The sequence below is a fragment of the Methylobacterium sp. 092160098-2 genome (assembly GCF_028920805.1).
In the GTDB taxonomy this organism is placed as follows: domain Bacteria; phylum Pseudomonadota; class Alphaproteobacteria; order Rhizobiales; family Beijerinckiaceae; genus Methylobacterium; species Methylobacterium fujisawaense.
The window spans coordinates 4,087,723-4,113,155 of the sequence record NZ_JAQPZJ010000001.1; the positions used below are offsets into that span (position 1 = coordinate 4,087,723).

At 71.4% G+C, this 25,433-nt stretch carries 20 protein-coding genes, 1 tRNA gene and 1 pseudogene; 13 read left to right on the plus strand and 9 right to left on the minus strand.

Annotation, left to right across the window (positions count from 1 at the left end):
• Positions 1-56: 56 nt before the first annotated feature.
• A complete protein-coding gene (locus PQI07_RS19305) occupies positions 57-1,337 on the minus strand; it encodes a glycosyltransferase family 4 protein (RefSeq protein ID WP_274927222.1) in 1,281 nt (426 codons plus the stop codon).
• Between the two features lie 152 nt (positions 1,338-1,489).
• Here PQI07_RS19305 and PQI07_RS19310 point away from each other — a divergent pair.
• Positions 1,490-1,566: transfer RNA gene (locus PQI07_RS19310), tRNA-Pro, on the plus strand.
• Positions 1,567-1,636: 70 nt separating this feature from the next.
• Here PQI07_RS19310 and PQI07_RS19315 read toward each other — a convergent pair.
• Positions 1,637-1,801, minus strand: coding sequence for a hypothetical protein (locus PQI07_RS19315; RefSeq protein ID WP_179696716.1), 165 nt, complete (start codon positions 1,799-1,801; stop codon positions 1,637-1,639).
• A 281-nt stretch (positions 1,802-2,082) separates the two neighbouring features.
• A complete protein-coding gene (locus tag PQI07_RS19320; RefSeq protein WP_159020313.1) occupies positions 2,083-2,229 on the minus strand; it encodes a hypothetical protein in 147 nt (48 codons plus the stop codon).
• A 560-nt stretch (positions 2,230-2,789) separates the two neighbouring features.
• Here PQI07_RS19320 and PQI07_RS19325 point away from each other — a divergent pair.
• The 6 genes from PQI07_RS19325 to PQI07_RS19350 all read left to right on the plus strand — a co-directional run bounded on the left by PQI07_RS19325 (position 2,790) and on the right by PQI07_RS19350 (position 8,371).
• The gene (locus tag PQI07_RS19325; protein ID WP_043353136.1) at positions 2,790-3,221 is read left to right on the plus strand and encodes a helix-turn-helix domain-containing protein; all 432 of its coding nucleotides are present in this window, start codon (positions 2,790-2,792) and stop codon (positions 3,219-3,221) included.
• A gap of 254 nt (positions 3,222-3,475) precedes the next feature.
• Positions 3,476-5,047: a putative bifunctional diguanylate cyclase/phosphodiesterase gene (locus tag PQI07_RS19330; protein ID WP_053610277.1), complete on the plus strand. Its 1,572-nt coding sequence runs from the start codon at positions 3,476-3,478 to the stop codon at positions 5,045-5,047.
• 254 nt (positions 5,048-5,301) lie between these two features.
• A complete protein-coding gene (locus tag PQI07_RS19335) occupies positions 5,302-5,967 on the plus strand; it encodes an SCO family protein (protein WP_043380589.1) in 666 nt (221 codons plus the stop codon).
• An 88-nt stretch (positions 5,968-6,055) separates the two neighbouring features.
• Entirely contained in the window at positions 6,056-7,645 is a 1,590-nt protein-coding gene (locus PQI07_RS19340; protein ID WP_274927223.1) for an OpgD/OpgG family glucan biosynthesis protein, read from the plus strand.
• A 119-nt stretch (positions 7,646-7,764) separates the two neighbouring features.
• Positions 7,765-7,995 carry a hypothetical protein gene (locus PQI07_RS19345; protein ID WP_043353127.1) on the plus strand — a complete coding sequence of 77 codons (231 nt, stop codon included), beginning with the start codon at positions 7,765-7,767 and terminating at the stop codon, positions 7,993-7,995.
• 4 nt (positions 7,996-7,999) lie between these two features.
• On the plus strand, positions 8,000-8,371 hold the full coding sequence (locus tag PQI07_RS19350) for a hypothetical protein (RefSeq protein WP_043353125.1): 372 nt from the start codon (positions 8,000-8,002) through the stop codon (positions 8,369-8,371).
• Positions 8,372-8,929: 558 nt separating this feature from the next.
• Here the strand turns inward: PQI07_RS19350 and PQI07_RS19355 are convergent.
• Positions 8,930-9,649, minus strand: coding sequence for a Crp/Fnr family transcriptional regulator (locus PQI07_RS19355; protein ID WP_043353123.1), 720 nt, complete (start codon positions 9,647-9,649; stop codon positions 8,930-8,932).
• 427 nt (positions 9,650-10,076) lie between these two features.
• On the opposite strand from PQI07_RS19355, the gene rpoN reads away from it, so the two are divergent.
• The 4 genes from rpoN (at position 10,077) to PQI07_RS19375 (ending at position 16,396) form a co-directional block, all read left to right on the plus strand.
• Complete coding sequence (rpoN, locus tag PQI07_RS19360; protein WP_043380582.1) at positions 10,077-11,651, plus strand: RNA polymerase factor sigma-54; 1,575 nt, start codon at positions 10,077-10,079, stop codon at positions 11,649-11,651.
• A 74-nt stretch (positions 11,652-11,725) separates the two neighbouring features.
• Complete coding sequence (glmU, locus tag PQI07_RS19365) at positions 11,726-13,102, plus strand: bifunctional UDP-N-acetylglucosamine diphosphorylase/glucosamine-1-phosphate N-acetyltransferase GlmU (RefSeq protein WP_274927224.1); 1,377 nt, start codon at positions 11,726-11,728, stop codon at positions 13,100-13,102.
• Between the two features lie 147 nt (positions 13,103-13,249).
• Positions 13,250-15,076 carry a glutamine--fructose-6-phosphate transaminase (isomerizing) gene (gene glmS / locus PQI07_RS19370; RefSeq protein ID WP_274927225.1) on the plus strand — a complete coding sequence of 609 codons (1,827 nt, stop codon included), beginning with the start codon at positions 13,250-13,252 and terminating at the stop codon, positions 15,074-15,076.
• A 168-nt stretch (positions 15,077-15,244) separates the two neighbouring features.
• A complete protein-coding gene (locus PQI07_RS19375; protein WP_043757692.1) occupies positions 15,245-16,396 on the plus strand; it encodes a M20 family metallopeptidase in 1,152 nt (383 codons plus the stop codon).
• A 195-nt stretch (positions 16,397-16,591) separates the two neighbouring features.
• On the opposite strand, the gene PQI07_RS19380 is transcribed toward PQI07_RS19375, so the two are convergent.
• The 5 genes and pseudogenes from PQI07_RS19380 to PQI07_RS19400 form a co-directional block, all read right to left on the minus strand.
• Positions 16,592-17,722: a serine hydrolase domain-containing protein gene (locus PQI07_RS19380; RefSeq protein WP_274927226.1), complete on the minus strand. Its 1,131-nt coding sequence runs from the start codon at positions 17,720-17,722 to the stop codon at positions 16,592-16,594.
• A gap of 144 nt (positions 17,723-17,866) precedes the next feature.
• Positions 17,867-18,841 (minus strand): annotated as a pseudogene (locus tag PQI07_RS19385) (FAD:protein FMN transferase).
• The gene (locus tag PQI07_RS19390) at positions 18,838-21,003 is read right to left on the minus strand and encodes a 4Fe-4S binding protein (protein ID WP_274927227.1); all 2,166 of its coding nucleotides are present in this window, start codon (positions 21,001-21,003) and stop codon (positions 18,838-18,840) included. Before PQI07_RS19390 ends, PQI07_RS19385 begins: the two are co-directional and overlap by 4 nt.
• Positions 21,004-21,331: 328 nt before the next feature.
• The gene (locus PQI07_RS19395) at positions 21,332-22,339 is read right to left on the minus strand and encodes a YVTN family beta-propeller repeat protein (protein ID WP_274927228.1); all 1,008 of its coding nucleotides are present in this window, start codon (positions 22,337-22,339) and stop codon (positions 21,332-21,334) included.
• On the minus strand, positions 22,336-23,571 hold the full coding sequence (locus PQI07_RS19400; RefSeq protein WP_274927229.1) for an ABC transporter substrate-binding protein: 1,236 nt from the start codon (positions 23,569-23,571) through the stop codon (positions 22,336-22,338). The genes PQI07_RS19395 and PQI07_RS19400 overlap by 4 nt, the downstream gene beginning before the upstream one ends.
• A gap of 218 nt (positions 23,572-23,789) precedes the next feature.
• Between PQI07_RS19400 and pedF the strand changes: the two genes are divergently transcribed.
• Both pedF and PQI07_RS19410 read left to right on the plus strand, forming a co-directional pair.
• On the plus strand, positions 23,790-24,218 hold the full coding sequence (gene pedF / locus PQI07_RS19405; RefSeq protein ID WP_236961383.1) for a cytochrome c-550 PedF: 429 nt from the start codon (positions 23,790-23,792) through the stop codon (positions 24,216-24,218).
• On the plus strand, positions 24,208-25,068 hold the full coding sequence (locus PQI07_RS19410) for a substrate-binding periplasmic protein (protein ID WP_274927230.1): 861 nt from the start codon (positions 24,208-24,210) through the stop codon (positions 25,066-25,068). Before pedF ends, PQI07_RS19410 begins: the two co-directional genes overlap by 11 nt.
• The last annotated feature ends 365 nt before the right edge of the window (positions 25,069-25,433 follow it).

Below are 25,433 nucleotides of genomic sequence, written 5' to 3' on the forward strand. Positions count from 1 at the left end.
CTTGTGCGGCCGGGCGCGCAGGCGGCGCGACCGGACATTGGACCGGAACGGCTCGGTCAGAGCATGGCCAGGGTGGGGGTCACGGCGGCGAAATGCGCGGGCCAGTCCGGCGGTCGATATCCGTCCAGACGTCCCGCCAGTTCGGCGCGCAGGGACGCGGCGGGCTGCGCAAGCGCCTCGATCGCTTCGATCCAGCCCGGCCCGTCCAGAGGGTCGCGGAACAGGGCGAACCCGTCGGCGATCTCCCGATGGACGGGGATGTCGGAGGCGATGACCGGCAGACCCGAAGCCGCGGCCTCGACCACGGGGATGCCGTAGCCCTCCGTGAAGGACGGCATCAGCAATCCCGTGCAGCTGCGCATCAGCGCGGCCAGCCCGTGCGTGGACAACCCCGACGCCTCGATGACATGGGCCTGCACGCCAGGGCAGCGTTCGAGCATGTCGATCGCGCTCTCGGCCTCCCAGCCCCGGCGCCCGACGACGATGAGCCGGGGCGTGGCAGCCCCGTGCCGCTCGGCCAAGTGCCGCCAGATCTGGAACAGCAGCAGGTGGTTCTTGCGCGATTCGATGGTGCCGCAGACCAGGAATGTCGGCCGGTCCGGCCTGAACCGCGGTCCCGTGCGCCCGAAGGCGGGCTCGACCCCGAGATGGCCCACGGCCACCGGCGGCCGGCCGAACCCCTCGGCGGCGAGATGCGCGAGGGTGCGCCGGCCGGTATCCTCCGAATTCACCAGGATCGCGGCGGCGTGCCGGCCGATCGTGCGCAGGCGCGCCCGGTGGCGGTCGGCCTCGCCGGACCGGCCGTATTCGGGATGGGTGATCGGGATCAGATCGTGGACGAAGAAGGCGGCCCGCACGTCCCGCCGCGTGTAGAGCCAGTCGAACCGCCGCGGATCGTCGAGGCGCAGATGCGACGTGTGGAGGTAGAGCGCATCCCGGGGCAGCGCGGCGACCGACCGGCCGCGCAGGGCGATGTCGAGCGTCTTCCGCGCCTGGATCCGCCGCCGGTCGGCGGTGTTGGCCGGCGTCTCCGAGAGGGCTGCCGGTCCCGCGGCCGGATCCCCGCAGAGGGCGGCGAGCCGCCGATAGACCGGGTCCGAGGCGGCGTCCCGGTCCTCAACCCAGCCGGCCGCCACCGCCTCGACGATCTCCAGAGCCTGCGCGCGATCGAGAATGCGCGGTCCGACGGCTGTGGAGACGACGCCGACACCTGTCTCGGCCGAGCCGAGGAAGGCGCGGGCATAGGCGAGGTCGACGCGGTCGATCCCGGACGGGCTGGCGTGACGCAGGCGCGTGACGAGGCGCGTGAGATCGAAGGCGATCGGTCGGTCCGTCATGATCCTCTGGCAATCGTCGGGGCGGGGGCTCCCCGTAGCGGTCCTGATCCGCAAGTGCCAGCATCTGCCGGCCTCGCGGCACGGAACCCGGATGCCGGAAGGGGTTGCGCGGGCGCTGCGCGGAGGCTAAGAGCCGCGAGCCTAAGCGGCGTCGGAGTGTAGCGCAGCCCGGTAGCGCACCTGTCTGGGGGACAGGGGGTCGTCGGTTCAAGTCCGGCCACTCCGACCATTTTTCTTCTGCGACGCTCAGCCGGTCGCGGACTTTCTGTAGCGGCCGCCGTGCCCGCAGGCTCCCTCCATCAAGCCCGACCGAAGTGACGCAGGACGAGCGGCTCGCTCCGGGAGAGCGGAACGCCGCGCGGCTGCGATCGGACCGTGCGTCCGGCGACGAGGGCAATGCCGACCAGGCCGACCGATCCGGTCATCGCCACGGCTACGCACCACCAGAAGGCGACATCAAGCATGGCTGCTCATTAAGCTCCGACTGAGTTCGGAACTCTCGAGCCGCAGGGTAAACGGACGCTTAAACATCTGCTCAACCGAGGATTGTTTACCCCGGTGCCCACCGGGCCGCACGACCGAATCATCGTCACGGGTGGGACGGCCCGGTTTCAACGGGCCGCGAGCCATGAGGGTCGCGACGCGACATCCCCGCTCCGGTCAGCCTCCGCGCCCCGCCTGCAGGGTTGAGGCAGAGGGTCGCAGGGCACACGCGCCGGCGCCCAGGTGGGCACCCGGGACGCACTCAGCCGATCCGCCGCGTCGACTTGGCCGCAGCGAGTTTTCGCAGGATTCGCCGGATATGGGCGCGCAGGGCCGAGGTCTCGGCCAGCGCATCGGCCCGGAGGACGGAATCGGCAGTCTCCGAGAGGGTGGTCAGAGAGTCGGTCATCGACGCGGGCGCTGTGAATGGACGGCGAACCTACCGCTGGGGTCGGTCAATGAATACATCATTTCATAGATTTCTTTATCTCAAATTTAAAGTGTTTACCCCGCCACATAGGGAAAATCCCGACACCGGCACGGTCCTTGAGCGCGGCTTCAGCGGGCTTATGATCCTCCTGCGACACCATTAAAGTCCTGAGACGGCACGGCCGGCACCATCCCGGTTACGTCGCCGGCAGTTTCCGCGCCTGATCAGCCCGGTCCTACGCAATTCAACATCTCAGTACTCTTTATCGCTTCCGAATTTCGGTAAATCGTCGCCCGAATAGACTCAGAGTCTCGGTCGATAGCGTTTCGAGGCTGATCTGAACCGCTATTCATTGGAGCCGACAACGCGGCGTGCTCGCGACGAATGGCCCAGCCGCGCCCGGCCAATGGCCAAGGTATGCGTCCCACGCAGACTTGGCACGCGCAACTTGTTGGTGCACTAAGCATTTCTCGGTTGTGTTTTTCGCCGCCACGGCGAGTTAACTCGCGATCAATCCACCACGCCGAAAGCTCTCATCCATGTCATCCTCCCCGAAGCCCAAATCCGCCACCGACGCCGACCGCACGATCGGCGGACGCATCGCGGCGCTCCGGGTGGCGCAGGGGCTGAGCCAGACGAATCTCGGCCAAGCGATCGGCGTCAGCTTCCAGCAGGTTCAGAAGTACGAGAAGGGCCGCAACCGCATCGGTGCCGGCCGTCTCCAGGCCATCGCCGACCTGCTGAAGGTGCCGGTGGATACCTTCTTCGCCGATCTGCAGGAGAGCGGACGGGATAAGGCCGGACCTGCGGCCCTGTTCGATGATCCGAAGGTGCTCGAACTGGTCCTGGCCTTCACCAGCATCCCCGACGAGACGACCCGCAGCGGCATCCTGTCGATCGTCAAGGCGGCCGCCGCCCTTCAGGAGAGCCGCGCGAGTGCGCAGCGCGCGGAAGCCGCGGCCCGGGAGTGAGGGCGCCGGTCCGACACCCCGAACCGGCGAAACGTCCGGACGATCGCCGTTCGGGCCGCCAGCGGGATCCAGAGATGGCGGCGACCCTGCCGACGGCATGATTTGACAGGCGCGATAGAGATGCGCGCCTTAATTCAAATTAAACCAGACCTTCGCGCGCAACGATGTAAATAGCCGACCACGTTGGACATGACATTTACGCCGCCTTAGCGGACAGCATGCTTCAAGATCGTTTCGGGAACCGGGTCCAGAACATGCCGATCGAGACGCCGACCACGTGGGGTCGCGGCGAGCTTTACGAGACCCTGTGCCTGCTCGTCATCGGCGTTGGGATCTGGTTCGTCGGCGTAACCCTCGGGACCTTCGACTACCTCAACGGTCTCGTTGCCGCCTACAACCTCACCGACCTCCTGTTGCTGGCCGCCTGCATGGGCGTCGCCCAATGCGGCGCCAGCATCCGCAAGTCGATCATCCTCCGCCGGCTGATGCTCGAACGCGCCGCCGCCGCCGCGCAGGCCGAAGCGATCGCTCGACATGACGGGCTGACGGGCCTCGCGAACCGTCGCCGCTTCATCGATGCCGTGGAGCGCGCGCATGCCTCGGCTACCGGGGATTCGGCGGTGCTGCTGATCGATCTCGACCGGTTCAAGCCGGTCAACGATCTCTACGGCCATGCTGCGGGCAACGCCGTCCTGTGCGCCGTGGCCGAGCGTCTCCAGCAGCTCGTCCCGCCGGGCGGCCTCGCGGCTCGGCTGGGCGGCGACGAATTCGCCATGCTGGTCCCGCTGCGCTACGAGAGCGAGGGGCTGAGGCGCCTCGCCCAGACTGTCATCGCGCGGATCGCCGAGCCGGTGACGTGGAACCAGAACGACCTCAAGGTCGGCGCGACGGTCGGGGTCGCCGCGGTATCGGCCGACCATGGGGATGCCGACGCGGTGCTGCATGCGGCCGACCTCGCGATGTACCAGGGCAAGAAGGACGGGCGCGGTAAATTCCGGTTCTTCCGCAGCGCCATGGACGCGGAGCTGCGCGCCCGGGCCCGCATGGAGACGGAGCTCCGCAGCGCCATCGAGACCGGGGCGATCGAACCCTTCTACCAGCCGGTGGTGTCCTTGCCCGAGCGGGAGATCGTCGGCGTCGAGGTGCTGGCGCGCTGGCGCCATCCGACGCGCGGACTGGTCGCCCCCAGCGAGTTCATCCCGGTGGCGGAGGAGACCGGGATGATCGGCGATCTCAGCTACAACCTGATCCGTCGCGCCTGCCTGGATGCCCGGGCTTGGCCGCCCCACCTGATCCTGGCGGTCAACATCGCTCCGCAGCAGTTCCAAGACGCGTGGCTCGCCCAGCGGATCCTGGGAATCCTGACCGAGACCGGCTTCCCACCGCAGCGCCTCGAGGTCGAGATCACCGAGAGCGCCCTGATCCAGGACCTGGAAGCGACCCGGATGACCCTGCTGTCGCTGCGTGAGCTCGGGGTGCGCATCGCGCTGGACGATTTCGGCACCGGCTATTCGAGCCTGTACCACCTGCGTGAATTGAAGTTCGACAAGCTGAAGATCGACCGCAGCTACGTCGACGCGATCACGATGAGCGACGAGCGGGCCAAGCTGGTCGATGCCATCATCAAGCTCGGGGCGAGCCTCGGCCTCTCCACCACCGCCGAGGGGATCGAGACGGACGCGAGTTTCGACTGGCTGTCCGACCAGGGCTGCCAATTCGGCCAGGGCTACCTGTTCGGTCACGCCATGCCGAAATCCGAGATGGACGAGATCCTCGCCACCGCGCAATCCGCGCTCCCGCTTCGGCCTCTGGCGCAGGCCTCGTAAGGGCAGTTGGCCGTCCGAGCGTCGCGGCCTCCCGTCGGCTGGCCCGAGCGGGTGGTCCGCGGGACGGACAGGTTTCGGGGCGGCGCTCCGGCCCCTGCGACGCGCGGCCTCGCGCCGCTCCGGGTGGCCGACCGGAGCCTGGCCAACCGGCTCGGCCCGGACGTAAGACTGGCGCGGCACGGCGCGCCGCGGCCTCACGCCGGTCGACACGAACCCCATATGGGCAGCATCGACGCGCCGTCGCAGGTCACAGCATGGCACCGAGCCCCCTCGCACTCATCGCCTCCGCCGCCCTCGTCGCCGTGGTCGCCACCGGAACCGGGGCGATCGTCCTGCAGCAGGGCTCGCGGTTCAGCCATCCCCGAAAGGTGGGCGGCCCGTTCACGATGGCGGATCTCGAGGGCCGCCCGGTGACCGAGGCCGACCTCCGCGGCAAACCGGCCGTCCTGTTCTTCGGCTTCACCCACTGCCCGGATGTCTGCCCGACGACGCTCGCCACCCTGTCGACCGCCCTCGGCCGGATGGGCCGCGATGCGGATCGCCTCAACGTCGTCTTCGTCACCCTGGACCCGCAGCGCGACACGCCCGACACCCTGCGGGACTATCTCGCCTCCTTCGATCCGCGCATCCGCGGCTTCGTCGGCACGCCCGAGCAGGTCGCCCGCATGGCCGACGCCTATCACGTCGCCTACAAGCGCGTGCCGACCAAGGACGGCGACTACACGATGGAGCATTCCGCCACCGTGGCGCTGTTCGACAAGACCGGCCGCATGGTCGGCGAGATCGGCTACGGCGAGGACGAGGCCAGCGCCTTCGCCAAGCTGATCACCCTGGCGCTGCCGGGCCAATGCCCGCCGGGGGGCGGCGCCAATCTCTGGGCCACCGACGGCAGCACCGGCAGCTGCGGCCCGCGGAGCTGAGCTGCAGCCCGGGAAATTGCGCCGTGGCGCCCGCGTGGCTAGAGGGCGGCGCGGGTCGCGAGGCCCGGCCGAATCCGGGGGTCCCAGCTTGATCACGCGCCGCGTCCTGACTGCCATCGGGCTCCTCGCCCTCGCGCCGTTTCCCGGCCTCGCCAGGGCCGCCTCCGGGGGGCCGCGCCTCGCGCCGCCGGAACCCATGGATCTCGACCGGCTGAACGCTCTCGCCCGGACGCTGCGGGACCGGCCCTATGCGCCGCCGCCCGAAGCCCCGGCCTCGGCCGCCCTCGACGCCCTGACCTACGGACCGCTCCAGGAGATCCGCTACCCGCCGGGCCACGCGTTGTTCGCCGAGAGCCCGTACCCGGTGACGTTCTTCCACCTCGGCAACTTCTTCCGCCACCCCGTGAAGGTCTATGCCCTGGAGGGCGGACAGGCGCGCGAGGTGCTCTACGCCCACGACCTGTTCACCTATCCGGCCGGCAACCCGGCCAAGGACGTCCCGGACGGGGCGGGCTTCGCGGGGTTCCGCTTCCAGAAGGCGCCCGCCGGACAGCCCGGCGACGACGGCGACTGGCTGGCCTTTCTGGGGGCCTCCTACTTCCGCGCCGCCGGAGACGGCGCGCAGTACGGCGCCTCGGCCCGGGGCATCGCCATCGACACCGCGCCGGCACCGGGCAGAACCGAGGAATTCCCGGTCTTCACGCGCTTCTACGTGAGCCCGGCCGCGGACGGCGCCGTGACCGTGCTGGCGCTCCTCGAAGGTCCGAGCTTGACGGGCGCCTACCGCTTCGTCGCCCGGAAGGAGCCGCATGTCGTCATCGACGTCGCCTGCACGGTCTACATGCGCAAGTCGGTGGAGCGGTTCGGCATGGCGCCCCTGACCTCGATGCTCTGGTACTCGGAGGGCATGAGCCGCTTCCTCGCGAGCGACTGGCGGCCCGAGGTGCATGATTCCGACGGTCTGCTGATGCAGACCGGGGCCGGCGAGCTGATTTGGCGGCCGCTCAACAACCCGCACCGCCTCAGCGTCAGCGCCTTCGCGGACCGCGCTCCGAAGGGCTTCGGCCTGCTCCAGCGCGACCGCGCGTACGAGAATTACATCGACGACGGCTTCGAGGAGAACAGGCCCGACATCTGGGTCGAGCCGCAGGGCGACTGGGGCCGGGGCAGCGTCCAGCTCGTGGAGATCCCGACCCATCAGGAAACCGACGACAACATCGTCGCCCTCTGGGTGCCGGACGACCCGCCTCAGGCCGGATCCGACCGCAGCTTCGCCTACCGGCTGCGCTGGACCGTGGAGGAACCGGTCGCCACCGATCTCGCCCGCTGCGTCGCCACACGGGCCACCAAGGCCGCGTGGCTCGCGGACGGGGACCGGCGCCCGGGCCGCGCCAATCTCGTGCGGCAATTCGTGCTGGAATTCGCGGGTGCGGCCCTGTCGGGCCTCAATCCCGAGACGGCCACGGTGGCGTTGACCCTGTCGCGCGGCAGCGCCGAGGAGGTCGGCGCCACCTGGGCGCCCGACAGCAAGCCGAGCCCCTGGCGGGTCTTCTTCAAGGTCTATGCCGAGGGCTTGGAGCCCGTGGAGATGCGTCTGCAGCTCAAGTCCGGAGACCGGTTGCTCTCCGAAACCTGGGCCTACCGGTACGACCCGCAGGCGCCCGGCACGGTGCTGTGAGCCGGGCGCGGCGGATGCGGGATGCGGCGCGTGGGTCTTGAGGGCCGCAGGGCCTGCGCCCATGTCCGTCTGCGTGCCGCTTCGCCCCGCACAGGCCCCCCGCCGCATCCGAGACCGTCATGACCGGCGAGGGACCGCCCGGCCCGCATCTTCCGGAGGCGCTAACGCGGCTCCTCAAGGCGCCCAGAGCAGCGATCTGGCCGACGCCGGAGGACCGCCATCGCCTGCGCCCCGGCCGGCCGCGCCCCCGCCAGCCGAGCCGCGCCGTGCTGGGTGTCTGGATCTGGGCAATCCTTTACAACGTCCTCGGCTTCGCGATCCTCGCGGCCCTGTGGTGGACGATGCGCTGACCCGATGAGCCGATTTGCCCTGATCACCCGCCGGACACTCGTCGCGGCGGCCCTGCTGCTCGGCCCGGGCGTCCGGCCCGGCGCGGCACAGAGCCCGGGCGATGCGCTCAACGCCGATGACGGCACCGGGGCGGTCAAGGTCTGCTCGCCCGTGGCGATGCCGCGCTGGCGCTCCATGACCCCGGTGCCCAAGACCTGGACGTTCCTGGACTGCATGGGCTTCTCGGGCGAGATGGGCGCGACGCACTTCCAGCTCGGCTGCCTCTTCGCCAACGTCACGCCCCACGCCCAGAAGTACGCCTGGGGCGCGATGGTGCCGATCGAGAAGTCGGCGATGGCCAAGGCCCAGCCGCCGGTCCCGAACTGCGGCTGGTAGAGCCGGGTCTCGCCCGTCGACCTCCTGGCCGATCCGGCGTGCGGGCGGGTCAACGCGGAAGAGGATGCCACCGAGCGGGCTTCCGGGCCCGCGTCGCCTGCACCGCGCCGTCCTCTCCGACGGCCGGCCGGTCAGCCCTGAGGCGGAGCGGGGCCTGCCCGGTTTCGCCCGGCACTGCCGCCGCCGCGCGACAGGCCTGGTGACAATCGCCGAATCGCGGCCCTTCCGTGGGGCGGGACAGCCGGCCCTGGCGGCGTCCCGTGCAAGCGCGCCTGGAGGTCCGAGGGGCATGGGCCGGTCTGAGGCCGGCGGCTGTGTGGCCCGTCCACGCCGGTCCGACGCGGATTGCGGGGCAGAGACGGCGATCGCGGTGCGGACAGGGCCGCGTGTCCCTGACAGCGGGCCACCGCCTGCGCGGCGGGACGCGGCGCATCGGCACCGATACCCGGCCGGCCTCTCTCCGGTGGGGACGTGACCGGCGCGTCGGCACGCCACGGACCTGGCGTTCGGATACGGTCGGGATCACCGATGAACCGGCCTCGTCGGCGCAGAGGTGCCTTACGCCGGCGAATCCTCAGACCGCCGCAGCGGGCCGATCAGGCGCTCGTATTCGGTTTCGGCCGGCCCGTAGGTCTGGCCGGCGGCCTCCTCCAGGCGGGCACGGCTCAGGACCCGGATCCGGCCGCGCCGAGCCCGGATCAGGCCGGCCCCCTCCAGCGTGTGGATCGCCACCGTGACGGTCGGGCGACGCACACCCAGCATGATCGACAGGAACTCATGCGTCACGGACAGGTCGTCGCCGTCCTGACGGTCGTGATACATCAGCAGCCACCGCGCGAGCCTTTCCTCGGCAGGCGCCCCCGCGTTGGCGATGGCGGTCTGGGCCACCTGAACCAGGAAGGTCTGGACGTAGCGCAGAAAAAGAGTGCGCAGCGAAGCGCTGGCTTTCACCGCGTCGCGCAGCGCCGGCACCGCGATCCGATGCCCGTGACCGGCAACCTGCATGAAAAGTTGGTACGGGATCGTGTCCGTCCCCAGCAGCAGCGCCGGCGTCGCCATGCCGTCGCGGCCCACCAGGCCGACCTCGATGCGCCCGCCCTGGTCGAGCGTCGACACCATGGAACACAGGCCGGTGTCGATGAAGATCGCGTACGGGATCTCGGCCGCCGGTTCGACGAGCACATGGCCCAATGGGAGGTCGATCGCCTCGAGATGCGGTCCGAGCAGCGCGCCATCCGCCTCGGATAGGGCAGCCAGAAGACGGTTTTGGTGTCGCATCGGCCGCAAGCGTACGCAGAATTCGGCATTGGCACGCCAGCTCAAGTCCGCGAGCCATTGTGCCCAGGGAGCCATGCTCGGATCATCGGACAATAGCGAGCGGATATCGCATCCCGTCGCGGAACCGTCCGCAACCGAACAAAGCAACGCGCAGCTTAGTCGGACATCTCGGCAGACACGCCGGGATAAAGGGGAACACAGCGGCCCCCGAGACCTGCTCTCAGACTGACCGTGGCGTCCCGGCGATGGAGCGGGAGCGCCACACCCCCGGAACTGCAGTGCAGTTGCCAACACGCCTGTGCAAGGCCGCGCTTTGACCCGCGCCACGGATCGGGCTAGAGAAGGCCTGGCGGAGCAAGCAAGAACCATGCCGTGAGCAGCGTGGCTCAGGCTGGCGAACCGCGCCGGAAGGGCATCGAGGCCTCACATGAGTTTGGTGCAACGGCTGGAAGTGCGTCAGGGCCAGGCCCTGGTGATGACGCCGCAGCTTCTGCAAGCGATCAAACTCCTGCAATTGTCGCAGCTCGATCTCGCGGCCTATGTCGAGGCCGAGCTGGAACGCAATCCGCTGCTGGAGCGCGCCGAGCCGGAACTGCCCGGCCCCGGCGAGACCTCCGAATCAAGCGGCCATTCGGACGATGCCTCCTCCGACGGCCTGGAGGTTACGGAACCCGAATCATGGCTGTCCGCCGACCTTAACCCGAGCCGCGGCGAGATCGAGAGCGATTTCGACACGCGCCTCGACAACGTCTTCCCGGACGAGACGCCGGTCCAGGCGCGCGAGGCGGGTGGGGGCGACATGCTCTCGCTGACGCCGCCGCCCTACGGCAGCACCGGGGGAAGCTTCGACGCCGAGGCGCCCGATTTCGAGGCGACCCTCACGGCCGAGACCTCGCTGCGCGATCACCTCGCGGGCCAGCTCGATCTCGCGACCCGCGATCCCGCCGAGCGGCTGATCGGCGGCTTTCTGATCGACGCCGTCGACGAGGCCGGCTACCTGCGCGAGACCGTGGAGGACGTGGCCGAGCGGCTCGGCGCCGACCCCGCCCTCGTCGGCCGGATGCTGGCGCTGGTGCAGACCTTCGATCCGCCCGGGATCGCGGCCCGCGACCTCGCCGAATGCCTCGCGATCCAGCTGCGCGAGCGCGACCGGTTCGACCCGGCGATGCAGGCGCTGGTCTCGCGTCTGGACCTCGTTGCCAAGCGCGATTTCGCGGCTTTGCGCCGGCTCTGCGGCGTCGACGACGAGGACCTCGTCGACATGCTGGGCGAGATCCGCCGCCTGGATCCGAAGCCGGGCCGCGCCTTCGGATCGAGCGCCGTCGAGGTTCTGGTTCCGGACGTGTTCGTGCGCGCCGCGCCGGACGGGTCCTGGCTGGTCGAGCTCAACAGCGAGGCGCTCCCCCGCGTCCTGGTGAACCAGAGCTACTACGCCCGCGTCTCGCGCAATGCCGCCGCGGAGGGCGATAAGGCCTTCCTGTCCGAGGCCCTGCAGAACGCCAACTGGCTGACCCGCTCGCTGGAGCAGCGGGCCCGCACCATCCTCAAGGTCGCCACCGAGATCGTCCGCCAGCAGGACGGGTTCTTCGTCCACGGCGTCTCCCACCTGCGGCCCCTGAACCTCAAGACCGTGGCGGAGGCGATCGGCATGCACGAATCGACCGTCTCGCGAGTCACCTCCAACAAGGCCATCGGCACGAGCCGGGGGACCCTGGAGATGAAGTACTTCTTCACCGCGGCGATCCCCGGTGCGGCCGGCGCGGCCGCCCATTCCTCCGAGGCGGTGCGCCACCGCATCAAGCAGCTGGTCGACGGCGAGACGCCGGACGACGTGCTGTCCGACGACGCGCTGGTGCAGAAGCTGCGCGGGGAGGGCGTCGACATCGCCCGACGCACGGTGGCGAAATACCGGGAATCCCTGCGGATCCCGAGCTCGATCGAGCGCCGCCGCGAGCATTTCGCCCACGGTTCGGGCCAGCACGCCGCCCTGGCGCTGCGCTGATCGCCCGGATGGGGTTGCGCCGGGCGCGCGTCCGGCCCATCCGTCGTGCCGTTTGCTCGACGCCTGGACCTGCGATGACCCCGACCGGAACGCCCCCGCGCAGCCTCACCGCCATCGTGCTCGCGGCCGGGAAGGGCACGCGGATGCGCTCGGACCTGCCGAAGGTCCTGCATCGGATCGCCGGGCGCAGCATGCTCGGCCATGTCCTGGCCGCCGTACAGGCGGCGGGGGCGGGCCGGATCGCCGTGGTGGCCGAGCCCGGCCGCGACGACGTCGCCGCCGAGATCGCGCGGGCGGCCCCCGGCGCCCGGGTCTTCCCGCAGGCCGAGCGCCTCGGCACCGCCCACGCGGTCCTGGCCGCCCGGGAGATCCTGGCCGAGCCCGACGACGACGTGGTGATCGCCTTCGGCGACACGCCCCTCGTCTCGGCCGAGACCTTCCTGCGCCTCCGGGCGCCCCTGGCCGACGGCGCCGCGGTGGCGGTGCTGGCCTTCGAGACGGCGACGCCCACCGGCTATGGACGGGTTCTGACCGAGGGCGACCGCGTCCTGGCGATCCGCGAGGAGAAGGACGCCAGCGCCGCAGAGCGGGCCGTGACCCTGTGCAATGCCGGGCTGATGGCGCTCGCCGGACGGCACGCCCTGGCGCTGCTCGCCCGCATCGGCAACGACAACGCGGCCGGCGAGTACTACCTGCCCGACGCGGTGGCGCTGGCGGTGGCCGACGGGCTTCCGGTCACGGTCGTGCCGGTGGACGAGGCCGAGGCGCAGGGCGTCAACGACCGGGTGCAGCTCAGTGTTGCGGAAGCCGCCTTCCAGGCGCAGCTGCGTCGCACCGCCATGCTGGGCGGCGCCACGCTGATCGCCCCCGAGACGGTGTTCCTCAGCCACGACACGGTGTTGGGGCGCGACGTGATCGTGGAGCCGAACGTGGTGTTCGGGCCGGGCGTGCGGGTGGCGGACGGGTGCACCGTGCGCGCCTTCGCGCATCTCACCGAGACCAGCCTGGAGGCGGGGGTGAAGATCGGGCCGTTCGTCCGGTTGCGCGGTCACGCCGTGCTGGAGGCCGGCGCGGAGCTCGGCAATTTCGTGGAGCTGAAGAACGCCCGGATGGGTGCCGGCGCCAAGGCCGCGCATCTCACCTATCTCGGCGACGCGGAGATTGGGGCCAAGGCCAATATCGGCGCTGGCACGATCACCTGCAATTACGACGGCGTCCTCAAGCACAAGACCACGATCGGCGCGGGCGCGTTCATTGGCTCGAACTCGGCGCTGGTGGCCCCCGTCACGGTGGGGGAGGGCGCCTACGTGGCTTCGGGCTCGGTGATCACCAACGACGTGCCGGCGGACGCCATGGCGGTGGCCCGCGGCCGGCAGGCGGTGAAACCGGGCTGGGCCGGGAAGAAGCGCGCGGCGCTGCAGGCCGAGAAGGCGCGACGCGGGAAGAGCTGAGGCCCGACGGACCGAACGGGCCGGGGCTGGCCCTGCGCCGCCCCGATCCGGTACAAGTCGCGTTTGGCCCCGCATGAAGCGGGGCGGCCTGGACCTTGCGCAAGACCCTCGCGCGGCCAGCCGGGCACGACAGCGAGAGACACACCCATGTGCGGCATCGTCGGCATCGTCGGGCGCGACGCGGTGGCGGGACAGGTGATCGAGGCCCTGCGCCGGCTCGAATACCGCGGCTACGACTCCGCCGGCATCGCCACCCTGGAGCACGGCCGGCTGGCGCGCCGCCGGGCCTCGGGCAAGCTCGTCAACCTGGAGGCCAAGCTCGCTGAGGAGCCGCTCACCGGCACGCTCGGCATCGGCCACACCCGCTGGGCGACCCACGGCCGGCCCAACGAGACCAACGCCCACCCCCACGCCACCGCGCGTCTGGCCGTCGTCCATAACGGCATCATCGAGAATTTCCGCGAGCTGAAGCAGGAGCTCGAGGCCGACGGCGTCGTGTTCGAGACCGAGACCGACACCGAGGTCGTCGCCCAGCTCGTCAGCCGCAACATGGACCGGCAGATGGGCCCGGTCGAGGCCGTGGCCGCCGCCCTGCCGCGGCTGCGCGGCGCCTTTGCACTGGCCTTCATCTTCGCCGGCGAGGAGAACCTGCTGATCGGCGCCCGCCACGGCGCGCCGCTGGCGGTCGGCTTCGGCCAGGGCGAGACCTATCTCGGCTCCGACGCCCTGGCGCTCGCCCCCTTCACGGACGCCATCACCTATCTCGACGAGGGCGACTGGGCGATCCTGAACCGGGCGGGCGCCGAGATCCGGGACGCCTCGGGCGCCACGGTGGCGCGGCCCCGACAAAAGATTGCCACGCAGGCCTACCGGATCGACAAGGGCGAGTACCGCCACTTCATGGCCAAGGAGATCCACGAGCAGCCCGAGGTCGTGGGCCGCACGCTCGCCCACTACGTCGACATGGCGCAGGGCCGGGTCGTGCTGCCCGAGGCGCTGCCCTTCGACTTCGCCAAGCTCAGCCGCGTCTACATCACCGCCTGCGGCACCGCCTTCTACGCCGGCCTCGTCGCCCGGTACTGGTTCGAGCAGGTGGCCCGCCTGCCGGTGGAGATCGACGTCGCCTCCGAGGCCCGCTACCGCGAGGCGCCCCTGGAGAAGGACGGGCTGACGCTGGTGATCTCGCAATCGGGCGAGACCGCCGACACCCTGGCCTCCCTGCGCTATGCCAAGAGCCAGGGCCAGCACACGCTGAGCGTCGTCAACGTGCCGACCTCGACCATCGCGCGGGAATCCTCCGTGGTGATGCCGACGCTGGCCGGGCCGGAGATCGGCGTCGCCTCCACCAAGGCGTTCTCGTGCCAGCTCACCGTGCTGCTGTGCCTCGCCATCGCGGCGGGCCGCGCCCGCGGCACCCTCGACGCGGCGGGCGAGCGTCGGCTGGTCGACGCGCTGATCAAGGCGCCGGGCCTGATGGCGGAGGCGCTGACCCACGAGGCGGCGATCGAGGGCCTGGCCCGCGAGGTCTCAAAGGCGCGGGACGTGCTCTATCTCGGCCGCGGCACCAGCTACCCGATGGCGCTGGAGGGCGCGCTGAAGCTGAAGGAGATCAGCTACATCCACGCGGAGGGCTACGCGGCGGGCGAGCTGAAGCACGGCCCGATCGCCCTGATCGACGAGAGCGTGCCGGTGATCGTGATCGCCCCGCACGACGCGGTGTTCGAGAAGACCGTCTCGAACATGCAGGAGGTAGCCGCGCGCGGCGGCCGCATCGTGCTGATCGGCGACGCGAAGGGCGCGGCCGAGCACGGCCTCGACACGCTGGCGACTTTCACCATGCCGGCGGTCAACGCCACCGTGGCGCCGATCGTGTACGCGGTGCCGATCCAGCTGCTCGCCTACCACACGGCGGTGTTCATGGGGAAAGACGTCGACCAGCCCCGGAACCTCGCCAAGTCGGTCACGGTCGAGTAGGCGCACCGCCCCCCGTCCGGGCTACGGATGCGCGGCGCCGTCCTTGCTTACCCGGCGAGGCACCTTCGCCGCGGGAAACCGGGGCTCGCTCGAAGCCGGCCCGCAACACACCGCGCACGCTGGCGGGCGCGGCGACCGGGTCCCATCACCCTTGCCCAGGATCGATCCATGACCGCACGCGACGCCGACGTTCTCCAGTGGCTCGACGGGCAGGAGGGCGCGATGCTGTCGCTCCTCGAGGAGCTGGTGAACATCGATTCCGGCTCCTACGACAAGCCGGGCGTCGACGCGGTCGGCATCCGCATCGCGGAGTTCCTCGCCGGCCACGGCATCCCGGTCACGACGATCCCGGTGGAGGGCTACGGCGACGCGGTGAAGGCGAGCGTGGCCGGGTCCGGCGGCGGCAACCGGCCGGTCGTGCTCATGGGCCATCGCGACACCGTCTTCCCGAAAGGGGAGCCGACGCGGCGGCCGTTCCGGGTCGCCGACGGCCGCGCCTACGGGCCCGGCGTCGCCGACATGAAGGCGGGCCTCGTGATGAACGCCTTCGTGCTCGCCGCCTACCACCGGGCCGGCGGCGCGCCGGTGCCCCTCGTCGGCCTGTTCACCAGCGACGAGGAGATCGGCTCGCCGGCCTGCCGCCCGATCATCGAGGAGACCGCCCGAGGCGCCCGCGCGGTGCTGAATTCCGAGCCGGGGCGGCCGACCGGCAACGTCGTCACCGGCCGCAAGGGCGGGGTGTTCATGCATCTCGAGGTGCTCGGCAAGGCGGCCCATTCCGGCGGCAACTACGCCGACGGGCGCAGCGCCATCCTGGAGCTCGCCCACAAGACCGTCGCGTTCCACGCCCTCACCGACCTCGACCGCGGCACCACGGTGAATGTCGGCCTGATCGCCGGCGGCCAGTCGGTGAACACCGTGGCGCCCCGGGCGACCTGCGAGATCGACCTGCGCTACGTGACCCCACCCGACCGCGAGGCGGCCATGGGCCGGATCGCCGCGATCGTGGCCGGATCGACGGTGCCGGACACCACCGCGCATCTCACCATCAAGGGCGAGTTCCTGCCGCTCGTGCAGGACGAGGCCTCGCGGGCGCTGTTCGAGACCTATGCCCGGGTGAGCGCGCAGGGCGGCAATCCCGTCACCGGCGAGTTCGCCGGCGGCTGCGCCGATTCGGGCTTCACCGCCAGCGTCGGCTGTCCCACCCTCTGCGCGGTGGGCCCGGTGGGCGGCAAGGCCCACTCGCCCGAGGAGTACCTGGAGGTGGGAAGCCTCGTGCCGCGGGCGCGCGCGATGGCCGAGACCATCGCGGCGCTCTGACGATTCAGAGGCCGACCGTCGCCAGCCCGGCCGCGCCGCGGCGGTCGCCGTCTCCGGGCGGACGCCGCGGCGCCGGACGCGCCTGTCCGTTCGAGGCGCAGGCGGCGGCCGGGATATCGCGGCCGGCCGCCAGATGCGGCCGGTGCTCAGGAGCTTCGTCGATCACGTCCGGGGCCGCTAGCGCCGCCGGCGCGCCTACGGGCGCAGGGCCGCGACGAGGCGCAGCAGGAAGCCGTCGACGGCCGTCTTGTCGATCCAGCGCAGGACCGCGACGAGGTCGTGCTCGGGATCGCACCAGATCACGTTGTTGCCCGCCCCGAGGGCGCTGAAGGCCGAGGCCGGCAGTTGCGGCCTGGCGGCCGCGCCGCGGTTCAGCCACCAGAGGTAGCCGTAGCTGTCCAGCGTCGGGGACGGCGTCAGCATGGCGCGGATCCAGCGCTCCGAGAGGAGCTGCCGCCCGTTCCAGGCGCCGCCGCGGGCGACGAGGAGGCCGAAGCGGGCGTGGTCGTCGGCCCCGATGAACAGGCCGCCGCCCCAGTGGCCGCCGCCGGGGACCGACTGGACCCGCGCGCCCGCGACCTCGACCCAGGCCGTGTCGTAGCCGTGCCACGCCCAGTCGCGGGAGGCGCCGATCGGATCCATGATCCGCTCGCGGAGCACCTCCGGGAGGGCCCGGCCGAAGCGGCGCATCAGGCCGTACGACAGCAGGTTCACCCGGACGTCGTTGTACTCGTAGTAGGTGCCCGGGCGCCGCAGCGCGCGGGCCTCGCCCTTGCGGCTGTTGTCGGCGCCGGGGCCGATCTGCCGGAAATGGTCGACCTGATCGGACTTGCCGAACAGCGTGCCCTGCCACTCGCTCGATTGCTGCAGGAGGTGGCGCCACGTGATCGCGCCATTGTGCGGGCCGTCGAGCAGCGGGTCGGGGACGCTGTCCCGCACCGGCGCGTCGACGTCGGGGATCAGGCCGTCGTCGTGGGCGAGGCCGGCCAGCACCGCGAGGTAGCTCTTGGCGATCGAGAAGGTCATGTCCGGGCGGGCCGTGTCCCCCCAGGCGGCGACGCGCCGGCCGCCCTTCAGGATCACGCCAGCCGCCCCGCCCCGCGGACGCACCGGCCCGTCGATGGCGCTCCAGGGCCCCGTCTCGTTCCACTCGACGATCCCGACGTAGCGCCCGTCGGGATAGTACAGGCTGCGCGGCCACGCGCTCTCGTGGGCCTCCGCGAAGGCGACCGCGTCCGCGAGCCGCCCGGCATCGAGCCCCGCCGCACCCGGGTCCTGCTCCGCCCAGTCCTGCGTCGGCCAGTACGGCCCGGTCGCTTCGGTCACGCGCGTTCTCCCGACGGTCCTCTCCGGTGCGGACGCATGCAGGGCCTGCGCCGCGGATCGGACCATCCGTAGAGCCATCGCCCCCGCGGGGGCAGAGCGCGTGGCGCGGTTCGGGCCTCGCCCCGCGCACCGGAGCCGGATGTGTCAGCCCTTGCCGGTGAAGCGCACGGCGCAGCCCGGACGGGCCGCGACGAGGCCCGCGCCGCGCGCGCGGCCGAGGACCATGCAGGCCGTCGACAGCCCGTCGGCGGCGAGCCCCGTCGGCGCGGTCACCGTCACGGACGACAGGGCGCGCGGCGACCGGCCGGTGGCCGGATCGAAGATGTGATGGTCGGCGCGGTCGTCCGAGAAGCTCATGTTGTAGTCGCCCGAGGTCGCGGCGAAGCCCGTGAACGGGGCGATGACGGCGGCGACCGCGCCGGGATGGCGGGGATCGGCCAGGCCGAGGCGCCAGGGCGTGCCGTCGGGATGCGCGCCGGCGGCGCCGAACTCGCCAGTATCCACGAAGGCATCCGCGATCCCGCGCGCCCGGAGCGCCGCCATGACCTGGTCGGCGGCATAGCCCTGGACCAGGGCGTTCAGGGTCAGGGCCGTCCCGGGCTCCAAGACGACGCGGTCCGTCCCCACCTGCACTCGCTGCCAGCCGACCCGCGCCAGGGCCGCGCGCAGGGCTTCCGCCCCGGGGCGCTCGCCGCGGGCGGCGGCCTGGGACCAGACCGGCCAGAGCGGTTGGACTGTCGGGTCGAAAGCGCCGCCGGTCTCGGCCGCGAGGGCGAGGGCGAACCGCAGGAGGACGACGAGGTGCGGGTCGGGGGCCTCGAGAACGCCATCGCGATTCAGCCGCGCCAGGGCGCTGTCGGACCGGAACAGGCTGGCGGCGTCCTCCACGGCGCGCATCGCCGCGAACCCGTCGCTCAGCGCCGCCTCGATGGCGGATGGGTCGGGCCCCGCGGCGGTCAACGCCACGGTGGTGCCGAAGGCGAGGCCGGCGCGGTGCGCAGCGCCAGCCCCCTTGACGCCGCGTACGCGCGGAACGCCGCGACGCCGCCGAGCGCGGCCAGCCCCGCGGCCCCGACGAGCAGCCGGCGCCGGCCGGGCGCGAAGTGGCGGCGCGCTCATCCGACGGTCACCGGCCGGGGCGCGGCGCGGCGGCCCCGCTTGCGCGCCACCACCTCCGGCACGCACTGCCCGGGATCGTGGATGATCGTCACGCACTCCATGCACTGGAAGCACTCGGCGTAATCGACGCGGCCGGAGGGCGCGATGGCACCGTAGCGGCAGCGGACCTTGCAGAGCTGGCAGGGCGAGCCGCACTCCGCCCGGCGCGGGATCCAGTCGAGGATCCGGACCCGCCCGAGGAGGGCGAGGCCGGCGCCGAGCGGGCACAGGTAGCGGCAGAAGCCCTTGAAGACGAACAGGTTGAGGACCAGCAGCCCGGCCGCGTAGGCGACGAACGGCCATGCCCGGACGAAATACAGGGTGATGGCGGTCTTGAACGGCTCGACCTCGGACAAGGTGTCGGCGAGGGGCGACCCCGCCGCGGCCGCGCCGAGGATGCCGGCGAGGACGACGTATTTCAGCGACCGCAGTGCCCGGTCGAGGCCGGGCGGCACCGCGACCGGGCGGATGCGCAGCGGCCGGGCCAGCAGCCCGACGAATTCCTGGAGCGCGCCGAAGGGGCAGAGCCAGCCGCAGAACGTGCCGCGCCCCCAGGCGACCAGGGCAACCAGCGCGAAGGCCCAGAGCACCAGCGAGGGCGGATCGTAGAGCAGGAAGGCAAGGTCGTGGGTCACCGTGGCGGCCCGCACGAGGCCGACGAGGGTCACGATCGACAGCTGCGCCTGCGCGAACCAGCCGACGAAGCCGAGGGTCAGCGCCAGGAAGCCGAGGCGGAAGAGGGCGAAGCGGCGCCGGTCCGCCACCAGCGCGCGCTGTCGGCTCAGGACCGGCACCAGCACGGCGAGCATTAGCCCGATCAACGCGAGTTCGGGCGCCCGGGCCCGCCAGGGGTCGGTCCAGCTCGGCCCGTCATCCGGCCGGATCCGGGTGAACAGGTCGGCGGGGAGGGCGGTCTCGACCGTGAAAGTCCGGGCGATCTTCTCGGACAGGATCTGGCCGCGCTCGCGGACGATCGTCTCGGTCAGCACCCACGGCGCGGACGGGTCGAACCCGGCGGCCTGGTCGATCCGCAGGATCGTCCAGGGTCCGGGCGGCAGGCCCTCGGCGAGGCCGGCCCCGCGGCGCTCCACCGCCATGTCGCGGGCATTCACGATCAGGCCGCCCTGGCTGATCGCCAGCCTTTCGGGAACGGCGCCCAGGACGAACCGGTCGCCGACCGGGTTCTCGGGCGCGTCCTCCGGTCCGGCGCTGATCACCATCACAGCGTGGTTGCCGGGGCCGAGTTCGTGCATCAGCGCGTCGTAGCGGGTCGGCCCCAGCAGGTTGCGGCCGATCGCGGGCGGGTCCAGGGCGGCGACGTACAGGTCGGTCAGGGCGGCATCGGGCGGTCCCTCGGACGGGTCCGCCACGCCCGTGCCCCTGAAGGCCGACGCGGCATCGGCGTTCGTCACCGTCAGCCGCCTCACCCAGCCGCGGGCGAGGAGGTCGGCCAGGGCCAGGGGCTTGTAGAGATCGGGCTTGGCCTCGACCTTCAGCCCGACATTGGCCGCCCCGAAGCCGAGTTTCGCGCGGGCGACCGCCAGGGCCGAGGCGAGGATCGACTGGTTGATCACCCGGGTCGAGGCGGTGGCCATGGAGATGCCGTCCACCGTGGTCTGGGGCGCGGCGCCGGCGGCCCGTGCGTTCGGCCGGCCGACCCGGATCGCCTGCCGGGCCGAGAGGCCCGCATACTGCTCGACGAAGGCGAAGAGCGGCTCCGGGCCTAGGCCTTCGAGGAAGACCGGCTCGTGATGCGAGAGCACCGTCACGTCCCGGAAGGTGCCGTCGGGGGCGAGCGCGATCAGCAGGTCGGGAGGCGTGCCGCCGAAGCCGGGGATCGGCGCGAGATCGACGGATTCGAAGGCGTAGGCGAAGACCTCGTAGGACCCGGCCTGCTGCTTCAGGATGGGCCAGACCGGGAGCCTGTCGTCCTTCTCGCCGACGACCAGCGGAGGCGGGAAGTGTCGTTCGAGGGCGGCCCGATCGAGCTGGCCGGCGGCGGCGGGGTGCGCGAGCAGGACAGCGAGAAGCAGCAATGCGGCGCGCAGGAGCAGGCCCGCGCCCCGGCCTTCACCCACCGCGGCCCGAGGCGCGGGCGGCTGCGGAGACGCTCCGCACCGCATCCGCCGGGCCTTCCGCCTGCCTCCGCCCCTGGCAGCGTCGGTCACGCATCCGGATTGAACACGGCCGCTGGCGGCAGGGCGCGACGGGCCCCCTCTCCCGTGCGGGAGAGGGCTGGGGTGAGGGATCGGAACGTCCAATATGGAGCACGCCGTCGACGTGCGGGTCCGCTGCGCCTTATCCGGATGCCGCACGTCCCTCACCCTGTCCCTCTCCCGCACGGGAGAGGGGACCCGCGCTCCGTCCCGTAGCCGCGTCGCCGCTGCCGATGCGTGGATCCGATCGCCCTCACGGGAGCGGGTGATGCGGCCATGCGCAATCGCGGAAGATTCACGGCACCGCACCGGCGGCGCGCCCGTCCGGCGCCTGCGCGGGCATCATCGGCCGCGCCGCCGCGCCCCAGGGGAAGCGGCCGACCTTCACGGTCTTGATCGGCTTGAACGTCGCGGCGTCGATCACCGTCACGTCGCCGGAGACGCCGTTGGTGGCGAAGAGCCGCGTGCCGGCCGCGTTCAGGGCGAGCTGCCAGACCCGGCGGCCGACCAGGATGTAGCTCTCGACCGCATAGGTCGCGGTGTCCACCACCGCGACCCGGTCGGACGGCCCCAGGGCCACGAAGGCGTGGCGCCCGTCCTTCGAAAGCTGGATGCCCACCGGCTGGATCCGGTCGGCCGCGATACCCTTCACGGCGAATTCGATCGTCCGCATCACCTGGCGGGTGGCGACGTCGATCACCGACACGGTGCCGCCGATCTCCGAGGATGCCCAGAGCCGGGCCCCGTCCGCCGTGAAGGCGGCGAAGCGCGGCCGCTGGCCGACCGGCGTGGCGTCCACCGCCGCCAGGCTCTTGGTGTCGATCCAGTGGACCATGTTGGTGGTCTCGGAGGTCGTGACGGCGGTGCCGCCGTCCGGGCTCACCGCGACGCCTTCCGGCTCGATGCCGACATCGATCTGCGCCAGCACCTTGCGGCTCTGCGCGTCGACCACCGTGGTGGTAGCGTTCTCCTCGTTGGCGATGAACAGCGTGCGCCCGTCCGGCGCCAGGGCGAACTGCTCCGGATCCTCGCCGGAGGGCAGGTTGTGCCGCACCTCGCCGGTATCCGGATCGATCACCTGCACGGCATCGGAATCGCTGGCGCAGACGTAGAGGGCCCGCCCATCCTGCGAGAAGGTCAGCCCGCGGGGCCGACGGCCGACCGGGAAGGTGCGCAGCACCTCCAGGCTGTCGCCGTCGATCACCGAGACGGTGTTGTCGCGCTCGTTCGAGACGAAGATCTCCTCGGCCCGCGCGGGGCCTGCGAGGCAGAGGAGCAGCGCGAGGGCGGCGAGCCGGCTCATCCTGGTGTCCCCGAGAAGGCGCGGCAGGCACTCTCGGGCTCGTCGAGGCCGAGGGTGTCGAGTTCCGTGCGGTGGTGGAGGAAGCCCTCGATCGGCGCCGTCGCGGTCACGGCCCCGGGCCAGAGCAGGAAGACCGGCTGGCGCAGCTGCCCGTCCCAGGCACGGAAGCTCAGGGGGCGGCCCTTGAAGCCGCCGATCTCGAAGCCGGGCGCCGTCAGGGCGGCGCGGACCATCGCCGGATCGGCGCTGCGCGCCTTCACGGCCGCCTCACCGACCACATGCACCGCCATCCAGCCGGCCCAGTCGACGGGCCGCATGGCGCGGCCGGCGAGCTTCCGGAACCGGCCCTGGAGCTGCACGGCGGCCCAGGCTTCGACGGGGCGCCCCCAGGCGGCCGGCGCAAGGCCCTGGGTGCCGACCAGGAGGCGGGGGGAGGCGGTGTTGTAGTTCAGGCTCGCGCCGAACGCGCCCGCCTCGTCGGCCACCGCGACCACGTCGTGCTCGGGCCCGCGGGTCGGCAGGGCGAACTCGCGCAAAGCCGTGTCGCGGACGTCGCCGCCCTGCGGATCGTAGCGCGACTCGGCGACGATCCGCGCGCCGAACTTCCGGGCGCTGCGCCGCAGCGCCTCAGCGTAGAGCGCATCACCCGGCGCCGGCCCGGTCACCAGCAGGATCCGGGACCAGCGCTTGAAGGCGAGGAACTGCACCAGCGCGTCGGCCAACATGGCGCGGGACGGCAGGACGTGGAGCAGGTTCCGCCGGCAATCGGCGTCGCGCAGGCGCGTGTCCGGGGCGCCGATGTTGAGGAGCACGCTGCCCTTCGCCTCCGGCAGGTCGGCGAGGGCGAGGACGTCGGCGGCCGGCGCGTTGAGCACCACGAAGCGGCGGTCGGCGAGATCCCGGAAGGCCTGGCGGATGTCGTCGCCCGGCTCGACCACCTTCGCGTCGAGGCCGAAGCTCAGGCCGAGGAAGCGGCCCGTGGCGTTCGAATCCTTCAGGCCGAGTTCCGCGCCCTTCGCCCCCTCATCGGCGGGGATCGGATCCTCGTTGTTCAGCGGCACCGGCCGCTCGACCCGCCGCTCCAGGTACTGGATCGTCAGGGGCGGACCCGCCGGCGCGGGCGCGGCCCGCCCGGGCGAGACCGGCGCGAGAGCCGCCAGGACGACGGCCAGCCGCAGGGCGGCCTGCGGCCCTCCGCGTTTCCTGGCCCGTCGCGCACCGGAGGACACCATCCCCGCCCGTTTCCTCCAGCCCCGCGTCCCTTGTCGTTGAGCCGGAGTCTAGAAGCGGAGTTGTGCCCGCCGATATTGGACCAAGGTGCACCCATCAATCATGACGCAGTGCAACACAAGTCGTGGATGGCGTTCGGCCGATAGATCCGTACCAAAGCATAATGGGTCCGCTGCCCGAACCTTGCTAACCTTCGTCCAACAACGAGGGGAGGCGGCGGATGCGCACCATGAAGACGGCGGCGGGCGGCATGCTCGCGGCGCTGGGGCTGGCCCTCGCCGCCGGCAGCGCCCTCGGACACGGCGACGTTCAGCCCCAGCCGGTCAACACCGACGGCCTGAAGCCGCTCGGCACCGAGTGGGTCGCCGAGAACCCCTACAAGGGCGACAAGCACGCCATCGCGATCGGCGCCTCGGGCTTCAACCAGAACTGCGCCCGCTGCCACGGCCTGGAGATGATCTCCGGCGGCCTCGCCCCGGACCTGCGCTACCTGCCGCAGGGCAAGGAGGGCGACGAATACTTCGTCGAGCGCATGAAGCACGGCGCCGTCATCAACGGCGTCACCAAGATGCCGGCCTTCGACGGGGTGATCTCGCAGGAAGGCCTCTGGGCGATCCGCAGCTACATCGAGTCGAAGCATGAGGAGTAGCGCGCGGCTCCTCCTCGCCTGCGGATTGCTTCTGGCCCTCCGGTTCCAGCCGGAGGCGGCCGCGCGCCCGCTCGATCAGGTCGTGGCGGACGGTACCCTGCGGGTGGCGGTCTACGGCGACAACGCGCCGTTCTCCGACGCGGGGACGGGCAAGGCCCGGGGTATCGATGCCGATCTCGCGCAGGCCATCGCCGACAGGCTGAAGGTGAAGCTCGACCTGCGCGTGGTCGATGCCGGCGAGAACGTGGATGGCGACCTGCGCCTGAACCTGTGGCGGGGCGATCTCGCCGGCACGCCCCTCGCCGACCTGATGCTGCACGTGCCGACCGACCGGCAGCTCGCCCTGCGCAACGAGCAGGTGTTCTTCACCGCCCCGTATGTCGAGCAGGAGATCGCCTTCGCGTACCGGAAGGACGCCCTGGAGGGCTTCGACAGGCTCGACGACATCGGCGACAGGACCGTCGCCCTGGAAGGCACCAGCGCCGCCGACCTGATGCTGCTGACCGCGCAGGGCGGCCGCTTCCGCCCGAACCTGAAGCATTACAAGAGCTTCGAGGAGGCCGCGACGGCCTATCTCGCCGGCGAGGCGCCGATCCTGGCGGGCACCCGCGCGGCGATCGAGGCCGCCCTGTTCGCCGCGAAGGCCCCGAAGGACGACAACTCGATCGCCACGATCCCCTCGACCGGGCTGGTGAAGACCCGCTGGGAGATCGGCGGCGCGGTGCGCACCGATTCCCGCGACCTCGCCTACGCGGTCGGGGACGCGATCACGGCGCTGAACGCGGACGGCGGCCTCAAGGCGATCTGCGAGACCTACGGCGTCACCTACACGCCGCCGAAGGGGTACTGAGCGGCACTGAGCCGCTCTCCGGCGGAGGACGATGAAGGGAAGGAGAAATCACGGTCCGAAGCCGGATCTCCAAGTCTCAACGGCATCCTGAGGTGCTGCGCAGCAGCTTCGAAGGAGATCTGCAGGGATGGCCCGACCAGCTGGAGGTCTCCTTCGAGGCCTCCACTGTGCTCCGGCGCCTCAGGATGAGGTCGTGGGCCGGATCTCAGCGTCTCTCGAACGGTCCGTTCGAGACCGGCGCGTCGAACGGACCCGGCCGTGCATTCCGTCCCCGACCGGCGCGGCGCGCCGGGGCGGCAGCTGTTCTTGATTCACCGAATACTTTCTTCTCGGCCATTGAACCGATGGTCTTATTGGACCAATGG